General features: G+C 45.6%; 14 protein-coding genes. 3 read left to right on the top strand and 11 right to left on the bottom strand.

Going from position 1 to position 18524, the window contains the following annotated elements; genetic code table 11:
* Positions 1 to 70: 70 nt before the first annotated feature.
* The 5 genes from DYE48_RS13525 to DYE48_RS13500 all read right to left on the bottom strand — a co-directional run bounded on the left by DYE48_RS13525 (position 71) and on the right by DYE48_RS13500 (position 9637).
* Positions 71 to 358 (bottom strand): HNH endonuclease, encoded by a 288-nt coding sequence (locus DYE48_RS13525; protein WP_115824102.1) that lies wholly within the window; start codon positions 356 to 358, stop codon positions 71 to 73.
* Positions 342 to 4061: a helicase-exonuclease AddAB subunit AddA gene (addA, locus tag DYE48_RS13520; RefSeq protein WP_115824101.1), complete on the bottom strand. Its 3720-nt coding sequence runs from the start codon at positions 4059 to 4061 to the stop codon at positions 342 to 344. The genes DYE48_RS13525 and addA overlap by 17 nt, the downstream gene beginning before the upstream one ends.
* The gene (gene addB, locus DYE48_RS13515) at positions 4061 to 7561 is read right to left on the bottom strand and encodes a helicase-exonuclease AddAB subunit AddB (RefSeq protein WP_115824100.1); all 3501 of its coding nucleotides are present in this window, start codon (positions 7559 to 7561) and stop codon (positions 4061 to 4063) included. The genes addA and addB overlap by 1 nt, the downstream gene beginning before the upstream one ends.
* 837 nt (positions 7562 to 8398) lie before the next feature.
* A complete protein-coding gene (gene lepB / locus DYE48_RS13505; RefSeq protein WP_115824098.1) occupies positions 8399 to 8935 on the bottom strand; it encodes a signal peptidase I in 537 nt (178 codons plus the stop codon).
* Positions 8936 to 8989: 54 nt separating this feature from the next.
* Positions 8990 to 9637, bottom strand: coding sequence for a TVP38/TMEM64 family protein (locus DYE48_RS13500; RefSeq protein ID WP_115824097.1), 648 nt, complete (start codon positions 9635 to 9637; stop codon positions 8990 to 8992).
* A 211-nt stretch (positions 9638 to 9848) separates the two neighbouring features.
* Between DYE48_RS13500 and DYE48_RS13495 the strand changes: the two genes are divergently transcribed.
* On the top strand, positions 9849 to 10265 hold the full coding sequence (locus DYE48_RS13495) for a YhjD family protein (protein ID WP_115824096.1): 417 nt from the start codon (positions 9849 to 9851) through the stop codon (positions 10263 to 10265).
* On the opposite strand, the gene DYE48_RS13490 is transcribed toward DYE48_RS13495, so the two are convergent.
* Positions 10186 to 10713 (bottom strand): competence protein ComK, encoded by a 528-nt coding sequence (locus DYE48_RS13490; RefSeq protein ID WP_115824095.1) that lies wholly within the window; start codon positions 10711 to 10713, stop codon positions 10186 to 10188. The two genes, DYE48_RS13495 and DYE48_RS13490, sit on opposite strands and share 80 nt — an antisense overlap.
* Positions 10714 to 11020: 307 nt before the next feature.
* Here DYE48_RS13490 and DYE48_RS13485 point away from each other — a divergent pair, with 307 nt between their 5' ends.
* Positions 11021 to 11467 (top strand): DUF3939 domain-containing protein, encoded by a 447-nt coding sequence (locus DYE48_RS13485; protein WP_115824094.1) that lies wholly within the window; start codon positions 11021 to 11023, stop codon positions 11465 to 11467.
* On the opposite strand, the gene DYE48_RS13480 is transcribed toward DYE48_RS13485, so the two are convergent.
* The 5 genes from DYE48_RS13480 to DYE48_RS13460 form a co-directional block, all read right to left on the bottom strand.
* Positions 11468 to 12214, bottom strand: coding sequence for an SDR family NAD(P)-dependent oxidoreductase (locus DYE48_RS13480; RefSeq protein WP_244199432.1), 747 nt, complete (start codon positions 12212 to 12214; stop codon positions 11468 to 11470).
* A 1113-nt stretch (positions 12215 to 13327) separates the two neighbouring features.
* On the bottom strand, positions 13328 to 14263 hold the full coding sequence (locus DYE48_RS13475) for a hypothetical protein (protein ID WP_115824092.1): 936 nt from the start codon (positions 14261 to 14263) through the stop codon (positions 13328 to 13330).
* A gap of 135 nt (positions 14264 to 14398) precedes the next feature.
* A complete protein-coding gene (locus DYE48_RS13470) occupies positions 14399 to 15940 on the bottom strand; it encodes a fatty acid--CoA ligase family protein (protein ID WP_115824091.1) in 1542 nt (513 codons plus the stop codon).
* A gap of 163 nt (positions 15941 to 16103) precedes the next feature.
* Entirely contained in the window at positions 16104 to 17105 is a 1002-nt protein-coding gene (gene lplA, locus DYE48_RS13465) for a lipoate--protein ligase (RefSeq protein ID WP_115824090.1), read from the bottom strand.
* Positions 17106 to 17171: 66 nt separating this feature from the next.
* A complete protein-coding gene (locus tag DYE48_RS13460) occupies positions 17172 to 17903 on the bottom strand; it encodes an MBL fold metallo-hydrolase (RefSeq protein WP_115824089.1) in 732 nt (243 codons plus the stop codon).
* 120 nt (positions 17904 to 18023) lie between these two features.
* Here DYE48_RS13460 and yhfH point away from each other — a divergent pair, with 120 nt between their 5' ends.
* Positions 18024 to 18152 (top strand): protein YhfH, encoded by a 129-nt coding sequence (gene yhfH, locus DYE48_RS13455; protein ID WP_074735206.1) that lies wholly within the window; start codon positions 18024 to 18026, stop codon positions 18150 to 18152.
* Positions 18153 to 18524 lie beyond the last annotated feature (372 nt).

The raw sequence follows: 18524 nt of genomic DNA, 5'->3' as shown, positions 1-18524 counted from the left end.
TTTGGGTCAGGAAGATAGGCAGCCCCTCATCCTTTATCAAAAAAAGAAACCGGACACGTGTCCGGTTTCTTCATTTTCTCTTCCTTCGATTCGATTTCCTTGTCGATATTTTCTTCTCTGGATCCTGTTTCTTCACCCAGCGTAAATACTTCTGCATATCCGGATGATCTTTTAAACGTTCTACACTATGGTAAAAGGCTGCCAGTTCTTCGTTTGTGAATAACGCGTGAATCTGACGATGACACGCACTGCACAGCATCGCCGTCGGTCCTTCCACACCACCGTATTGTTTCGGAATCAAGTGATGTTCTGTCGTTTTGACCGGAGAACGGGCGCATAAATCACAGGTTTCTCCCATGTGTATCGACCTCCACCATGATGGATCCCTCAAAGAAATATAAACAACTCTTGCGAACAGGCTGCTTCCAAATCTTTTCGAGAGCGGTTTGGTACAAGCTTAATTGTGTGCGATATCTGTCTGCCAACTTCGGTGCTGCGTCCTCTGCACCTTCAGGAATCGCATCGGATTTATAATCTAGAATCATCCAGCCGTCTTCATATGGAATCATAGCGTCAATGACACCCTGAATGAAGACTTGCTCCTCTGTCGATTCTTCCCAGTCCGCATAAACTTCATCGGCGGGCAAAGTCAGACTGAATGGAACTTCGCGTTCAATCTGATCCGTTTGCAATACATACGTCCCTATATCGGTTTCGAAGAAGTCCTCGACGGCTTGAAAATCGATCACATCCGCTTCTTCGCGCCGGAGCACTTCTTTTAGAACCAAGTGCTCCACGTACTCTTCCAATTCGTCACTCGTCCATTTTTTTGTAAAGGGCAAGTGTTGCATGACGGTGTGCATCGCAGTTCCGCGTTCCGCTGCAGTCAGTTGTTTTTCCTCCTGCATAAAACGAGGGCGCTTGACGATGGGCGCACGGTAAGGAACGAGCAGCTGGTCGCTTGAGTATTCGTCTTTCGTCTCACGTTGCCGTTTAATTTCGGTAACGGTCTGCTTGGCGCGGGTATGGGCCGCCTTTTCATGTGGGTAAACAAAGTCGAGGCGCTTCACATACGCTTCATCCACTGCTTCAGGGACCTCCACAGGTTTCCATTCCTCAACCGCCTGCTGCAACTGTTCATCCCGCTTTTCTTTCACTTCATCAAGGATACTAAATTCACTTCCGTGAGCAATGTGCACCCGCCACTGAGATTCGTCATAGTGAATTTCCTCAGCCGTCATCACTTCCACATCACCACGAAGGTCGATCGTGTGCTGGTGACGAATTAGCGCGGGGCCGACCCAATCTAGGTAAGACTTTGCCTCAAGGCGGTCGTGAGGCGGAAGCACCCAGTCACGAGCATCTGCAAAGTTCTGCCACTTCTCCTGTTTCTTCTCAAAAGAGGCGACATTGCCGACCATGACGAGTTTCTCCTTCGCTCTTGTCAAAGCTACATACAACACTCTCATTTCCTCCGCTAAGAGCTCACGGCGTTTGGCTTCTTTCAACGCGTGATAGGCAAGCGTCGGGTACATGATCCTTTTTTCCGGGTTGATGTAACGGGAACCGAATCCATAATCTTTATGGAGTAAGTATCGATTCTTCAAGTCCATCATATTGAACTGCTTGTCCATAGCTCCAAGAATGACGACAGGGAACTCAAGCCCCTTACTCTTGTGAATCGTCATGATCCGGACAACATCTTCCTGCTCACCAAGGGCACGGGCCGCTCCGAGGTCATCTCCTCTTTCTTCCATTCGCTCAATAAAACGAAGAAAGCGGAACAACCCACGGAAAGAGGTGGATTCATAAGAGCGTGCACGGTCGTACAAAGCTCTCAAGTTTGCCTGACGCTGACGCCCTCCCGGCATTCCACCGACAAAGTCGTAGTAGCCCGTTTCACGGAAAATGTCCCAAATGAGTTCAGACAACGCCCCTTGACGCGCCCTTTCCCGAAAGCTTTTCAACAATCCCAGGAACTCGTCCACTTTCCGCCCCAGTTCATCCTTGGCTGCATAAGCCTGCATGGCTTCGTAATAGGTTGCCCGCTTCTTCACGAGACGAATTTGTGCCAACTCATCTTCATTAAGACCAACAATCGGCGATTTGAGTACAGATGCGAGCGGGATATCCTGCATCGGGTTATCAATCACCTTGAGTAAACTGAGCATCACTTTGATTTCAATCGCTTCGAAATATCCCGTCGAGAGCTCTGCATAAATCGGAATGCCTTGCTGCTTCAGTTCGTCTACGATGGTTGAAGCCCACGTCATCGAACGCATCAGGATGACGATGTCCCTGTACTGTAATGGACGCTTCGTTCCGGTTTCTTTATCCACGACTTGGAGTGGTTCCCCGCCTTCATATCCGAGCCATTTGCGAATCATTTTTCCATAGGCGCGGGCTTCGAGCTGAGCTTTCTCCAAATCTTTATAAGCTTCATCCTCGTCACTGTCACTTTCCTGTGACTCACGGTCGATGAGGAAAAGCTCCGTATCGGCATCATCAGCCGTTAATTCATCATAAATTTTGTTGCTGTAAATGAGCTCGGCGTCCTTCTCATACTCCATTTCTCCTACTTCTTCATCAAGCACTTGGCGGAAGATATAGTTCGTCGCATCGAGCACCTGTTTTCGGCTCCGGAAGTTACGGGCAAGGTCAATCCGCTCCCCGTCATTTCCTTCATTTCCGTAAAGTTTGTACTTGTTTAAAAACAAGGAGGGTTCAGCATGTCGGAACCGGTAGATGCTCTGCTTCACATCTCCGACCATAAATAGGTGACCGGCATCTTTTCCTTCCGTTAACAGACGAAGTAACGTTTCCTGTACGAGGTTCGTATCTTGATATTCATCGATCAACACCTCTGAAAACTGCTTCTGAAAACTTTCCGCCACAGGGGAAGGCACAAGGTCCACAGGAGTCGCTGTTTCATCGAGTAAAATGTGCAGGCAATAGTGCTCCAAGTCAGAGAAGTCAACGATCGCTTTTTCTTTCTTCAGCTGCTCGTACCGCTCCTTAAAGTCTTTCACGATCACGGCGAGCTGTTCCATGACGGGATGCAGGTCCTGCATATCTTTCAAGTAGCTTTCGAGTGAACGGGAGAACCATTCATCACGGACCTCGTTCCAACGTTTCTTATAACGGTCGCGAATTTTTTTCGCCTGTTCTTTTTTATCTGCATCACAATCCATCTTTTTACGGGATAACGTGGCAAATTTCTGTCCAGCCATAAAGCTTTGCATCTCTGACCAGGAATGAGCAAGTGCTCCTTTCGCCTGCTGAATCAGCTCAAGGTCCGATTCTGCTGTTTCCGCATAAGCATAGGGACCATCCGGATCTCTTGTGAGTTCCATCACTTGCTGTGCTTCTATTTCCATCGCCTTCAGCTGACTTTCCACTTCCTGTTTCAGCAGGTTAAGCCATGGCAGGTCCGTCTCACTTTCGACATGGGTCACATTGTACATCTCTACCATTTGATCGATCCAGGCATCCGGCCACGGGTTTTGTGTAGCGAACGTGTACAAATCGAGCACCAGTTTCTCTACATCCAAATCACTCCGGTCGCTTGAAAACCGTTCAACCACATCAAAAAAGCGTTGCTGCTCTTCGCCTTCTTTTCCGTACCAGTCCTCAAACAGCTCTTCAAGCACCTCCTGCTGAATCAAATCCGATTCAACCGTATCCGCAATCCGGAAGCCAGGGTCTAAATCAAGCAAGTAGGCATAGCGACGCACCACTTCCATACAGAACGAGTGGAGCGTGGAGATGGAAGCGTTTTGCAGCAAGGATAGCTGTTTTTTCAAATGATGGGAACCTGGATTTTCTTCTAAAGCCTTCGCCAATGCCTGCCCTACACGGTTTCTCATCTCTTGTGCCGCGGCATTTGTGAACGTCACCACAAGCAGGGAGTCAATATCGACAGGGTCATCTTTATGAAGGAGTTTTTGAATAATCCGCTCTACAAGAACCGCTGTCTTCCCTGAGCCCGCAGCCGCAGCTACGAGGATGTTCGATCCATGCGAATAAATCGCCCTCTCCTGTTCTTTTGTCCAACTGACCATTACGCATCCTCCTTCCCTTTCGTCAGTCTCTCCAGGACATCTTCATCCTTCATGTCCTGGAGTTTCCGATAGTTGTGTTCTTCCAATGTCGGGTCAAACTGACAGACGGACCGGTATGAACAAAACTCGCAGGCGACCTGCTGTTTTTTCTGAAACGGGTCAAGATCGACCGCCCCATCCGTAATTCTCGTCCCTGCTTCTGTCATCAACCCGCGGATGTACTGTTTCAATTGTTCAAAACGCTCTTCATCCGCTGTTTTTGAACTCTTATAAAATCCACCCTTCGCTTTCAAAGCGGCCGGCACGATTTGGCTGTATCCTTTATCAAGACCAGTATCCATCATCTGAACGACACGTTCATTTTCTAAAAGCAGGCCCTGCATTTTGAACTTCTTGAAAATCTCTTCTTCAATCTGCTCATCTTTAAGAAGCTGTTTTCCTGTAATCATCGGGTTGTGCACATGGAAATAAAGCACGCCTCCAGGGGATGCATTTTTTCCGAGCCAATGCTCAGCGTTCGTCAGCACAACATCTAAATAAGCGAGCATTTGCAGTGACAAACCATAGAAGACATCAACGAGACTCAAGCCCTTGCTGCTTGATTTGTAATCAATGATTCTTAGAAATAGATCTTCTTCTGAAAGAGCTTTATCTACACGGTCGATACGTCCGCGAAGCATGAGTTCATATCCATTCGGCAAGTCGAAAGACAATGGTGGAAGTTTCGCATCTCCCCCGGTGCCAAAGCCTAGTTCCAGACCGACAGGAGAAAACTGACTACTCCTTGCCTGCTCACTAAGGACGAACGTCGCTCGTGCAATGACCTGTTGCAGTTTCTTCTGAATATATTGATAGCGGTTCGAACTTTTCAAGATTTGATTTTGTAGTATTGGTGCCAGTTCATTGGTCGCTTTTTCTGCATAGAGGTTGGTTTCCTGACGTCCCAGTTGAGAAAAGTCACGTCCTTCAGCTTGAACCCATTCCGTAATCTGCTTAAGCGCTTCGTGGAAAAGCTGGCCGATGTCAGGGGCATCCAACTTGTACGTCCTTCGTTCCTCAAGCCCGAGGCTGTGCTGGGCGAAATACTGATACGAACAGCGATGATACGTTTCCAGTCGTGAAACACTCGTTTTCACCTGCTTATCGAACAGCTGCCCTGTCGTTTCTTTGGAAAGAGGCACCGGTTTGTTTTTGTAAAAAAGACTTTGCAATACACGGTTCGTCAATCCATGGGAAGGCTCATGATCAATATACCAGTTCAGCAACTCCCACCAGACCGGCTGCATCAAATAACCTTTCAAGTACCGGGCAAACTGCGAGGTGAGTGCCGAACGTGTCTTTTGCGGATTCGTAATGAAGCGCTCCGCATCGTACAAATCATCAGGATCCTGTAAAAGCACATGCTCCTTCGTATGCGGGAACAATTCCTCAATCCGTTGAATGAGGGTCGCCGGAACCTTTGACTTTCCTTCCTCATTACTGAGCGGATAGCTGACCCACAATTTATCGGCGGGCATTGTCAGAGCCAAGTACACATAAAAACGATCATCCAGCAGCTGGCGATTGCTGCCATCGGCAAGTTGAATGCCGTGCTCCGCAAGCAAGGAACGCTCCTGTTCAGAAATCATGCCATCACTTGGCGGCTTCATCGGCCACATCCCATCGGTGACACCGAGAAGGAATGACGCTTTGATGCCCGTCATTCTTGAACGGTCAACACTTCCGACGATGACATGGTCCATGCTTGGCGGAACGTGGGCGAACGTCAACGATTCCAAGCCACTGTCAATCGTACTGCGAAAAACTTGGAGTGACATTTTTTCGTCGCCGGCCATTTCCACCATTTCATCGAGCAGTTGCAGGAAATCATCCCATACTTGCGCCTGTTCCCTCCCGCGCTCGATGTCTCCTTTTTCATCATAAAACGTACGCCACGACTCGAGCTGATCCGGAACACGCAAACCTTCCAACCATGAGTAAATGACTCGTGCACGCTCTTCAATCGTTTTGGCTGTTCTTAACTCCTCATCAAATGGCTTGAGCGCCTGGCGCACTTGTTCACGGTACGCATTAATCCGCGCTTGTTTCGCTTTTTCTTCATCCGTCTGTGCAGACTGTTCAAATCCACGAAAACGCTGATAAACCCAGGGCTCATCTGAAAACCATTGACTGCGCGCCCGTATGCCGTATTCAAGTACGTAATTTTCGAGTTCGTCAATCCCATCTTCATTCAATGGATACTTGCGGTCTGTCGCTGGAATAAAACCGGTTTTTAACAGTCGAAAAACAGCATCATAACGGAAATTCCCTTCTACGACATCGAGCCCAGAACGGACGAGTTCAATCATCGGATGGTTGAGCATTGTCCTTTTTTCATCAATAAATACAGGAATATTGTAATCATCAAAGAGCGTTTCAATCAGACTATGATAAACGTCCGGCTCACGCATCAGAATAGCCATATCCTTATAACGGTAGCCTTCATCACGAACAAGATGAAGAATTTCCTGCGCGACCCCTTCAACTTCTGCACGAGGGTGGACCGCTTCTGCAATCTGAATCGGCACTTCTCCTTCAAACGGGTCCGCTGGTCGTACATCATAGTACTTTTCTAAATGAAGAAATGCCGGCTGGTCTTTCATCCGGCCTGACGTATGGTCAAGCACCTCCGTATCTTCCAAGCGGACACCTGCTTCCTCAGCCACCCTTTTCAGATCAAGGTACGTTTGTTTCGTTTCATGAAACAAATCCAGCTCAGGATTCTCTTCTCCTGCCGGTTCTTCTGTCGTCAACGTGATATGAACCTTCTTCACCTTTCTCAACAGGGTTTCAATGACTTGATACTCCTGAGGCGTGAAGCTATGAAACCCGTCAATGTACACTTCTGCTCCTTCTAAAAAAGAAGCCTCAGGAATTTTGCTGGCAAGAAGCTGGAGCTGATCCTCACTATCTATGTATTGATCTTTCAGCGCATCAACAAGACGGTCATAAATGTATGTCATATCATCCAACTTGTCTCTCAAACCCTGTTCCTGACTCGTGGTGTGAACGAACTGATCAAGCGCGTCCATCTGTGCTTGGAGGTCCTCGGGAGTAATTCGGTAACGCTTGAATTCTGTGATCATCCCCTCCAGCTGTTCAATGAACCCCTGTTTCTCAACCGCTTTTTGAAAAACACGCCAATCAGACGTCCGTTCCTCCACGATTTTGCGCAGCATCATCTGAACCCCTGTAGACGTGATAAATTTCTTCGTCCCCCCTCCGGTTTCCTGAAGCACTCTCCAGGCCAGCCTTGAAAAACTGAAGACTTGAGCACGAATCGATCCTTCCACTCCCTCTCTTTTCAGAAGGCCATATTCCTGTTGGAAGGTCATCTGGTCCGGCACGATATAAATAATCGCTGGTCCTCGTGGGTCATCTTTTAACTTTGCTTCTATTTCATTTAAGCAACGTGTACTTTTCCCTGCTCCTGAACGACCGAGCAAAAAACGCAGCCCCATACCGACCGCTCCTTTCTTTCTCATTCTGTTTATATTTTATCATTTTTGCACCGTTTATGATGCTCTCCCGCTCTTCAACAATCGCTCCCTTTTCTTGAAGACTCAATTTCGAGACTTTTGTTGAGTGGATGGGGCTGCGGGGAATAGCTCGCTTTCCGCGGGAGCGCGGTGAGCCTCCTCAAGCTTCGCTCTGCGGGGTCTCACCATGCACTTTTTCCTATTAGATATCCGGTTCCGGCGCCTAGCGGCTAGTGAGACTTCCCTCGCTTCTGTACGATAAGTCAACATCGAATCACTCCGTTCTTCGTGTTTCCTTTATCTCCGCCAGCTCAGTCCAGTCCATACGCCGCTGACCGAGGCGCCTGCACACTTAAGGTAGGAGTCTCGCCATTCCCCTCCGCCCCTCTGCCATTTAAGTATCTCGAAACCACTTTCGGAATTAGCTGCTTTTATGCACATAGTTATTGGAGGGGAATCAACTCCTAAGCACACTATTCTGCATGCAAAAAGCTTGTTATAGAGCGCTTTTTGCGTATAAGACCAGGATAGTGGAAGGCACCCTCCCCCAGTAAATGGGTTCGTTTCTCACTTTCATGGTATGGGGTGGTTGGGAAGCTGCGAGACTCCCGTGGGAGAAGGAGACAGGCGAGATCCCGCAGGACGTAGTCCGAGGAAGCTCGGCGCTCCCCCACAGGAAAGCGAGTAGCTTCCCAACTACCCCTGACTCCAAATGTGGCAAACGAACCCGGGTTATCTCGAAACTGAGTCTTCCACAATCCTGCCATATTGTTGAATAACGATAGACATAAAAAAACCGCCCTTTGAGGACGGTTGCGGTTAAAACTGCACGCCGAGTTGATTCATAGGCCAGTAGCGTACATCCACTTTTCCGACGACGGTATCAGCGGGTACAAACCCAAAATATCTACTATCCAGACTGTCCCGTCTGTTGTCCCCCATTACGAATAAGTGACCTTCAGGGACCTTCTGATGCCCCGTCACATCTTCCAAGGTGAAATCTTCCGTAAAAGGAAGGCCATCATTCGGACGGAGTGGATCGAGGTAACTTTCGTCGACACGTTCACCGTTGATATATAACTGATCATCCCGAACGGCAATTTCATCCCCGCTAATTCCGATGACCCGCTTCACATAATCCTCTTGTTCATTTGCGTGAAAAACGATGACCTGTTGCCTTTCAATATCCTGCCAATCATAGACTGCTTTATTGACCATTAATAAATTCCCGTCATAGAGCGTCGGTTCCATTGACTCGCCATCTACAATGTAGCTTGCGAATAAATAAGAGCGGAATACAAAAGCCAGCAATAGGGCGATTAATACCGTTCGGATCGCTCTTCGATATTTTTTCATAGTTTGCGCCTCCAGGTGTTATGCTACCAACATTTTACCCTTGCTGAGACAAACTTAATCCCCGCTGTACGCTTTCTGCTCCGCCTTTATTTGTATTCTTTTCTCAATATACTTCCCAAGCACCCAGAAAAGCAGAATGCAAACGCCGACGACAATCGATTTCACTGGATTCTGCGCAAACGATGCGATACTCGAACCTACATAGGCAATTGTGAAAATCATGACTGCTTTGCCCAAAAGGACGGCTAGAATGAATTGCTGTCGACTGACATTGGATAACCCAGAAACCACGTTAATGATCGAGGATGGAGAAAAGGGGAAGCACATGAGCAAGAACAATGGGCCAAACCCATGCTCTTCCACCCACTTCGTCACTTTCTTCACTTGCTTTTGCCTCGTAATCTTCTTGAACAAACGCTTATCCCCTAATCGGCGAATAATAAAAAATACGCACAAAGATCCGAAAACAGCCCCAAGCCATGAATAAAGAAACCCTTTGAATAACCCATACACGACAGCATTGGCTAAAACAAAGGCGACAAGTGGCAAAATCGGCAAAAACGCTTCGATAAGAGGAAATAGGATGCCCGGAATTGGTCCAAACCGTTCCAATCCTTCAAGCTGCCTGATGATGTAATCAAATAATTGATCATTCTCCGCTAAATGGCGCCATTGGTTTATTTTTTCAAACACTGAATCCATGATGCTGCTCCTTATGTACACTAGCGACCAGTGTATGCTTTTCTTTATTTTATCTGAAATTCTGCTCCATGCCTACCAGTATGTGAGCCCATATCTAGTATTTCCCCCTCTTGCCACTTTCAACCTTTTTGTAAAACTATCTTGCATACATTGGACCTTTCCGTGGTATAATACAAACAAGAACACTTGTTCGTATTCGGAGGAGAATGACATGAGGTATCTAAAGCAAAACGAATTGGATCTCGCTTCCCGCTATTTGTTTTTATCTATGGCCATCACTGTGATTAGGCAGGATCGGAAACACATGGAACAAGGGAAATTCAAAATCAAGGAGCCGTACATGGAGATGCTTGGTAAAATGGAACTGGAAGCGCGAAAGGAACGGAGAGAACTGAGAAAGCAAATGGACCAGATGAAATTGCAGGTGGTTGAATCAGGAAGGAACGATTCATTTACCTCTTTCCTTTTTTTAGCTCATGGATATGAAGAGAAGCGCAACTATTTCAATCCAGCCATCAGAAAAAAAGTGGAAAACATTTTGTTCGAGCTTATGAGAAGGTCTCAGCGATCCGTTCGGCACGATGGTCAGCAACCACAGGTGTCGAATGGAAACGGTCCTCAAGAATGACGCGCAAATGAGCGGTTCGCTGCACTTGATTGGCAAACATGCCATCAGAAACCGGTAGATTCACGGTCATACCGTTCGTGAATTGAACAGTCGTCGTTTTATTGGACTCTCCACGGTAGGAGCGGATATATTTGTGGGCGATCCAGGAGCAGTCTTTTCGTTTCGGGGAGATAATCGGGAAGAAATAAATGCCCATCGCTTCTGATATGACAATCGGTGGTTTGTGCGTGTAACCGGTCAATTGCTTTGTGCCAGCAATCCGGCCATCAAGGCTGCTTGCAAAGTAACGGCAGGAACGATCAATAAGATCACTTGGCCATTTTGAAATGACAAAGCTTTCATCCGTTTCCATAACTTCTGTAAAAGCTTGTCCATCCTCATTGTTTGTGGCAATAAGAGCAATGGTCTGAGGATTAATCTCGTATTCTTTTCCATGAACATATGTCATCCACTACAACACCTCTTTCATTTCAAGTGGCGGCAGCTCTACACTCAGGTCGAACCTACCGCTCATCTTCTTTAATTTACCAAATCACCCGACAAAAGTCTAAACATTCTTAAAAAATGTTTCATTTCGACGATTCTGCTATACTACAATTACACCTTTTCTTCTTTCTGCCCTTTGTTTCCTCTCTGCTCTTCACCACGACCAAAGTCAGGATTAAGTAATGTGAAGAAATCGAGTTCAGGCTGAACCGGTTGATCTTTCATTTGAAACACCTCTCAAGCAAAATTTCATTTAGGAGGAATACAACATGTGGAGCCGAAAAAACAAGAAGCCGAAACTGGAGAAGAAGGATTTATCCATCCACGATGTCCGAAAAGCCGTCCATGCCTATGCGGATGCCAAACCAAAAGATGTTCCTCTGAGTGTGATCATCAAAGAGGACCTTTCCTTGGATTATGAACTTTTAGCCCCCTACTTAAAGGCTGTGCCTATTCAAAACTTCTACATGTCCCGGGAAACCTATGAGTTGTTTGAAGAACAGGACCGGAATCTTGCGCTGGATATCGATCTTGTTCAACATGCCGTCGACCAATATATGAAACAGACACAGGAGCTTCCTGTCATAGATGATGACCCATATAAACGGATAAGTTATTATAAGCTCGAAAATCACCATTTGTTACAACGCAGACCAGAACGTGACTTTTATCTTACAAAAGAAGAATTTATGATCACCTACAAAAAACCTAAATGATCATCGATCAGACGTTCCTAAAGTCATCCCACCATCCACAACGATTTCCGTTCCCGTACAATAAGAACTATCGTCAGAAGCAAGGAAAGCAATAGCTTTAGCTATTTCCCGGGGCTGCCCGATCCTGCCGAGAGGGATCGAATCATAAAATTCCGGAACCCCTTTTCCCTCTGTTGCCATCTCAGTCTCCACTCCACCTGGGTGAACCATATTGACACGCACCCCTGACGGTCCGAGTTCAATAGCTGCAGCTTTCGACATCGCCACTACAGAGGCTTTCGTTGCTGCGTATGCAGATGACTGACTAATCGGAGCGAAAGAAGAGATAGATAAGTTATTCACGATGGAACCCTTGCCTTGTTCGATCATATAAGGGATAGCTGCCTGCATTCCGAAAAAGACCCCCAGCTGATTTACTTGGATCAATTGCTCATACTCCTCCGCTTTCATCTCTATAAAAGGTTTGCGGATCAATAAGCCAGCATTGTTCACAAGCACATCCAACCGGCCGAATTTCTTCACGACCTTATCCGTTGCAGCTATCCATTCCTCGTTCTTCGTAACATCTAACTGTACAGCAGATGCTTCCGAAGATCCTGTAGATGTTACCACCTTTTCAGCAAGGTTGACATTTCGCGCTCCAAACGCCACCTTTGCGCCAAGAGATAACAAATATTCCGCAATTGCCTTTCCCTGTCCACGATTTGCACCAGTCACCAACACAACTTGACCCTCTAATTTTTTCACCCTGTTTAAGCTCCCTTCCATCCATCATTCCGTTATTTTTCACACAATCAACAAAGTTTATTAAAGTATTTGGCAGGATTGTGTAAGACTCGATTTCGAGACTTTTGTTGAGTGGATGGGGCTGCGGGGAATAGCTCGCTTTCCGCGGGAGCGCGGTGAGCCTCCTCAAGCTTCGCTCTGCGGGGTCTCACCATGCACTTTTTTCCTATTAGATATCCGGTTCCGGCGCCTAGCGGCTAGTGAGACTTCCCTCGCTTCTGTACGATAAGTCAACATCGAATCACTCCGTTCTTCGTGTTTCCTTTATCTCCGCCAGCTCAGTCCAGTCCATACGCCGCTGACCGAGGCGCCTGTACACTTAAGGTAGGAGTCTCGCCATTCCCCTCCGCCCCTTTACTATTTAAGTGTCTCGAAACCACTTCTCTAATAAGCAGCCATTCAGCTTGATGGAATTGTAAGAATAAACTCCCATGCTCAGGTGTTAGAATCCTGAAAGCTTGTTACAGCGCGCTTTATGCTTCTAACAGTGGGATCGTGGAAGGCAAATCCAACTTGGTAAAGGGGTTCGTTACGCACCTATATCGAATGGGGTGGTTGGGAAGCTGCGAGACTCCCGTGGGAGAAAGGAGATAGGCGAGATCCCGCAGGACGTAGTCCAAGGAAGCTCGCCACTCCCCCACAGGAAAGCGAGTAGCTTCTCAACCACCCCTGACGCTCAACCCAGCAACGAAACCCGAAAGAGTCTCGAAACTGAGTCTTCCACAAACGGGAGCTTTTGTGGGATAAGAAAAGACAAAAAAAGAAAAAAAAGTGCCCATGCTCGCGTGAGCATGGGCCAAAAGAGACGACTGGTTAACTTTTGAGTGAGGGAATAAATTGTTGGAAAAGTTCTTTTGAGAGGAAAGACTTTTCCATGACACTCATCAGTAAACAACGTTACTGACCTATTTATGACAACCAAATCATAAATAGTTATGAGATAAATAAGCATCACCGCTTATCTGTTTCTATTGTAATATATCCTAGGTCCGGATTCACCGAAAAAAAGTTGCGGAGGTCCGCAAACTGGTGCGAATTTTCTAGTAAATGACATGCGACAACTGAATCTTCCAATTACGTATATCGGACAATATGATCCATCTCCTCTGTCAATTGGTTTTCTTCTGTTGCAAATTGACGTTGAAGTGATTCGAGATCAAGAAGAGCTTCACAAGTCTTTTTTCTAATTTCCCTTACTTCTTCATGAGAAGATTGAATCTTATTCTGGACGAACCAATCCACAAGTAAACCATCCAAAAAATAGTCACCAACTGTCAAACCACCAGATATACGAAGGTTAATATCGTAATGATTGCCAAGGTCCTCAATTTCATTTGCGAACTTCCGCAAGTGTCTTTGTGCGGTATGGATGGCGGTATCTGCATCATCTACACGCGAATGCTTGACGGCCGTAGTCAAAAGCCCCCCTCCCAGCATATCCAGTGCTCCCCAGTTTTCAGCAGAAGTCAACGAAACCGATGCTTTTTCCAAGGATTGCATGGCGGACTTCCCTGCATGGATCGCCTCATTAATTTCAACCAACTCCGCCTGGAGCAAGGAACGTTTTTCACTAAGTTTAAGCAACCGCTCGCCTTTTTCCTCACCTTTAGAAATAAGGAATTGCTTTTTTCTCTGGTACAACCCCTCATACTCTGCTTTCGGATTTCCACAAGCTGTGATTCTTTTAGAAAGGTCTTCTGCTTCTTTCTCCACCTCAAAAGCGGATTGATGGGCTTCTCTCCATTTCAAACGTGCCTCCAGGGCCTCTTGCTTTTCTTGTTCCACTTTCTCCAGCTTCTTACCTGTTATCGTAACGAATAGATTGGTAAGGCTCATACGTTCCAGCTTTTCGACATCTTCTTGTTCTTCCTTGAGCTTTTCTAAGTAGTGCTGTTCTTTAGCACACAGTTCTTTATGTTCTTTTTTCAATTGTTCCCTCTCTCTATGTAGACGTTCTTTCTCGAGATATCTTCTTCTAGCTTCCATTAATGATTCATGTAATTCTTCCATCACTCTTCCCCCTTTCTAATTTCTACGTCTCGCAAAAGAAAAAGTTCCAACCATCCCCAATAACATTACAAGCGAAGAGGAAGATTTAAAAAGCTCAAAGTCTGAGAGACTTTGAGCTTTTTGTATAGTGTGATCTTATTTAGAATTCGTAAGTTGTTCCCGTAAATTTTTGCGAAGGATTTTTCCTGTCGTATTTTTAGGGAGCTCTGACATAAATTCAATGCGCGAAGGAACCTTATACTTCGCTAAATGATCCCGGCAATATTCGGTCAGTTGTGCTTCTGTTAACGTTGGATTTTTAGAAACGACAAAACTGATGACCGTCTCCCCTAATTCAGGGTCAGGTGTTCCTACAACTGCAACTTCAGTGACATCTTCGTGTTGGTACAATACTTCTTCTACTTCTCTTGGATAGACGTTATATCCTCCAACAAGGATCATATCTTTTTTACGATCGACGATGTAAAAATATCCGTCCTCATCCTGACGAGCCATGTCTCCTGTATATAACCAACCATCCCGAATCGTAACAGCAGTCTCTTCAGGAAGTTTATAATATCCCTTCATGACATTCGGACCTTTGACAATCAATTCGCCTACCTCACCGTCAGGAAGCTCTTCGCCCAGTTCATCCACCACTTTATTTTCGACATTTTTAATATTTTGCCCGATGGATCCTGCTTTTCTTGGTCGATCCAAGGGGTTGAAAGCTGTAACAGGTGAGGCTTCTGAGAGTCCATAACCTTCCGAAACACGTACGTTGAACTGTTTTTCAAATGATTCCAATAAAGCGACCGGCAAGGAGGAACCTCCAGAAATGCAAAGACGCATGTGGCGGAACGTTTGTGCCTGTTCTTTTCCAGTCTGTAATAAATAGTTATACATGGTCGGTACACCCGCGAACACCGTTGCCTGGTGTTCTTCCGCCGTTGCAAATACTTCTTGAGGAGAGAATTTAGGTACGATTAGAACGGTTCCGCCATTCATGACGGGAGCGTTTAAACAGACCGTCAAGCAGAAAACATGAAACATTGGTAACGTAGCAATCACACGATCATCTGAAGTGATTTGCAGGTAATCCGCTACATCCGTCGCGTTCGAGTATAAATTTTGATGTGTGAGCATCGCGCCTTTCGGCTTTCCTGTTGTTCCGGATGTGTACAGAATAACTCCCACGTCCTGATCATCAAGTGGAGAGGCTTTATAATCTAAACTTCCCTCTACAACAACACTTGTAAACGATTTCATTTTTTCGGTTAATGAAGAAGTCTCCAAATCCACACCTGTTCCGGTGTCTGCTACAAAATAGTGGCCAACATCGAGGTCATGGTCCATAACTTCAAACTTCTCGATCAATACATCCATCGTCATCACAGCCTTGACGTCTCCATTTTTCAAAATGTAACTCATTTCATCAACGGTGTACGTAGGATTAATTGGTATGACGGTTGTTCCTGCTCGGAGTGCTCCGTAAAGTCCAATCATGAACAAAGGACTGTTGCCGCTCACAAGCGCCAAATGATCTCCTTTTCCATAACCTAGTTCAGACAACTTAGAAGCGAATTTAGTGACTGTTGCATCAAACTCTTGATAACTCACCCGCTCGCCTTGAAATATGTAGGCATCTTTAGCGGGATGACGCTGAGCCGTAAGCGACAGTTGTTCGCTTAGATTCATGTATGCTCCCCCTTGATTATGAATGAATAGTCATTCATTATATTAATTTTCAATATAATTATAAAATACTGAAAACTATTTAGCAACATTTGTCGTCCTAAGACACCTGGAGTGAAATTAACAAAAAAGGAACGGTCCTTAGGTGAGGACCGTTCCTTTTTTGTTAATATACCATATCAAGAAAATCTTCTTTGCTGATTTTACCCAGGTAGTGAGAAACATCCACATCACCTAGAGCTTCAGATATCGCCTGGCGTTCATACTTCGTGCCAATTAGTTTTTCTTCAATCTCATTGATGTCTCCAACACCAAAGAAATCACCAAAGATCTTCGCATTCTGAATGTGCCCTTTGGCTACATCGAGACGAATGTCATAGCTGCCTGCACCTTCAATTCGTTTCGTATGCTGAATGTTGAACTTCGGAGACTTGCCGTAATTCCAGTCCCAATTTTTATAGCGTTCTTCTGCCAGCTTGTAAATGTTTTCCCAATCTTCTTTCGTCAACTTATATTGAGGAACATCCTTCACATCTTTGACATTGAAAATATAGCGGAGGATCAAGTTCTTGAACTCTTCCATAGAGATTTTTTCATCAAGGAATTCAGAAATATTTGCGACACGACTACGAATCGATTTAATTCCCTTCGACTTGATCTTCTCCGTTTTCACGTTCAAAGCAGAAACAACGTTCTCAATTTCTGAGTCAAGCATTAATGTACCGTGACTGAACATACGGCCCCGGGTTGAGAATTGGGCATTCCCTGAAATTTTCCTGCCATCTTCTGCCACAATATCATTACGCCCGGACAACTCTGCGTTTACACCCAATTTCTTCAGTGCTTCCGTTACCGGTTTTGTAAATTTAGCGAAATCATGAAAACTGTCCCCATCGTCCTTCGTAATGAAACTGAAGTTCAAGTTTCCTAGATCATGATATACCGCACCTCCGCCGGAAAGACGACGAACAACATGGATCCCGTTTTCCTCTACATAGCTTGTATTGATTTCTTCCACCGTATTTTGATTTTTACCAATGATGATGGAAGGTTCGTTGATATAGAACAGTAAGTAAGTGTCGTTGATATCGAGATTTTTTAATGCGTATTCTTCAATGGCCAAGTTAATGCGAGGATCGTTAATCCCCTCATGGTCAATAAAAAGCATGCGTTTCATCCTTTCAGTCCGTAATGTCCATGTACCATTGTAATCGTTTAGGAGCTTGGAAACAATTCATTTACTCCATGTAAGCCCTTCGTCCGCCAATTGAATGGTTCCGCCGAAGATATCCTCCGCTTCCTGACGCAACCTCGTCAGCTGCCCAAAGTGTGGCAAATGACTGAGCCATAATGTCTTCACATTGCCCTCTTCAGCGATGGTGGCTGCCTCTGTACTCGTCATATGCCCCGCTTTCTTTCCGTCCATGTCTTTATAAAAGTTTGTATCTGTAATCAGAAGGTCCGCATTTTTGGCAAATGTCGCCCATTCTTTGAAATAGCTTGTATCTGCTGTGTAAACCGCCGTGTCATTACCATCAGAAATCCGCATACCATAACAAGAGACTGGATGATCCGTTTTTTGGAATTGGATGGAAAAAGGACCTACTTCCAGCGTTTTATCAGGGTCATAAGCTATTCCTTTCGTATATTGATGTGTTAACGTTTCAAACTTCCCCTTCTCTTCTTTATGGCCATAGATTGAAAGCGTTTTGTTTGTCTCTGCAATGGTATTCTGAACAAGGCAGGCATATTGAAGAGGTCCAATATCTGCAATGTGGTCATGATGATAATGAGAAAGAACGACCGCATCCAGTTCATCTACCTTCTTAAATTGTTGCAGTCGTGATAACACACCGCTCCCACAATCGACTAGCATCGAAAACCCGTCTTTTTCAAATAAATACCCTGAAGTTGCACTACCCGCCGCAGGGTAAGCTCCCCAATAACCGATAATTGTCACTTTCATTTTCATCACTCCTAAAACTTTTTGCCTAATTGTAGATTGTTTTATAACAGATGGTTGATTTCTGAATATTGTTATAATACAATGGTTTTACATTAAAAATTAATTGGAGGCGATTTACAGATGATGAGTGTTCTTGAGTTCTTCCGTAACCTTCCGAAAAAGCACTGCTCCAACTGTGGAAATGTGATCCAGGAAAAAGCTGACTGCTACGGCAACATTTGCGACGAATGTGACCATCCGGCCCGCTAAGTCTAGTATTCCACAAAAAACATAAGAAAGAACATGAGATTTGGAGCAGCTGTCAAAGGCTGCTATTTTTTTTGCCCCTTTTTCATAATAGCTCCCTATTGTGGAAGACTCAGTTTCGAGACTTTTGGTGAGTGCATGGGGGCTGCGGGGATTAGCTCGCTTTTCGCGGGAGTGCGGTGAGCGCATATCGCGAACCCTTAAGGGAAGCCTTGCCTAGTTGAAATAATGAATGACCATTCCTGGCCATGGATACGGGGTCAGGGAAACGACGATTTGCGGTGTTTTGGATCAGTCAGTAGAAAAACACACACGTTCGTTTCTCCATTCGCTTTTCATGCGGACGTTTCCCAGACCCTATTCCCACGCCTTATT

This window comes from Halobacillus trueperi (assembly GCF_003386945.1).
GTDB classification, from domain to species: domain Bacteria; phylum Bacillota; class Bacilli; order Bacillales; family Halobacillaceae; genus Halobacillus; species Halobacillus aidingensis.
This window is presented reverse-complemented; position numbering and strand designations above follow the sequence as displayed.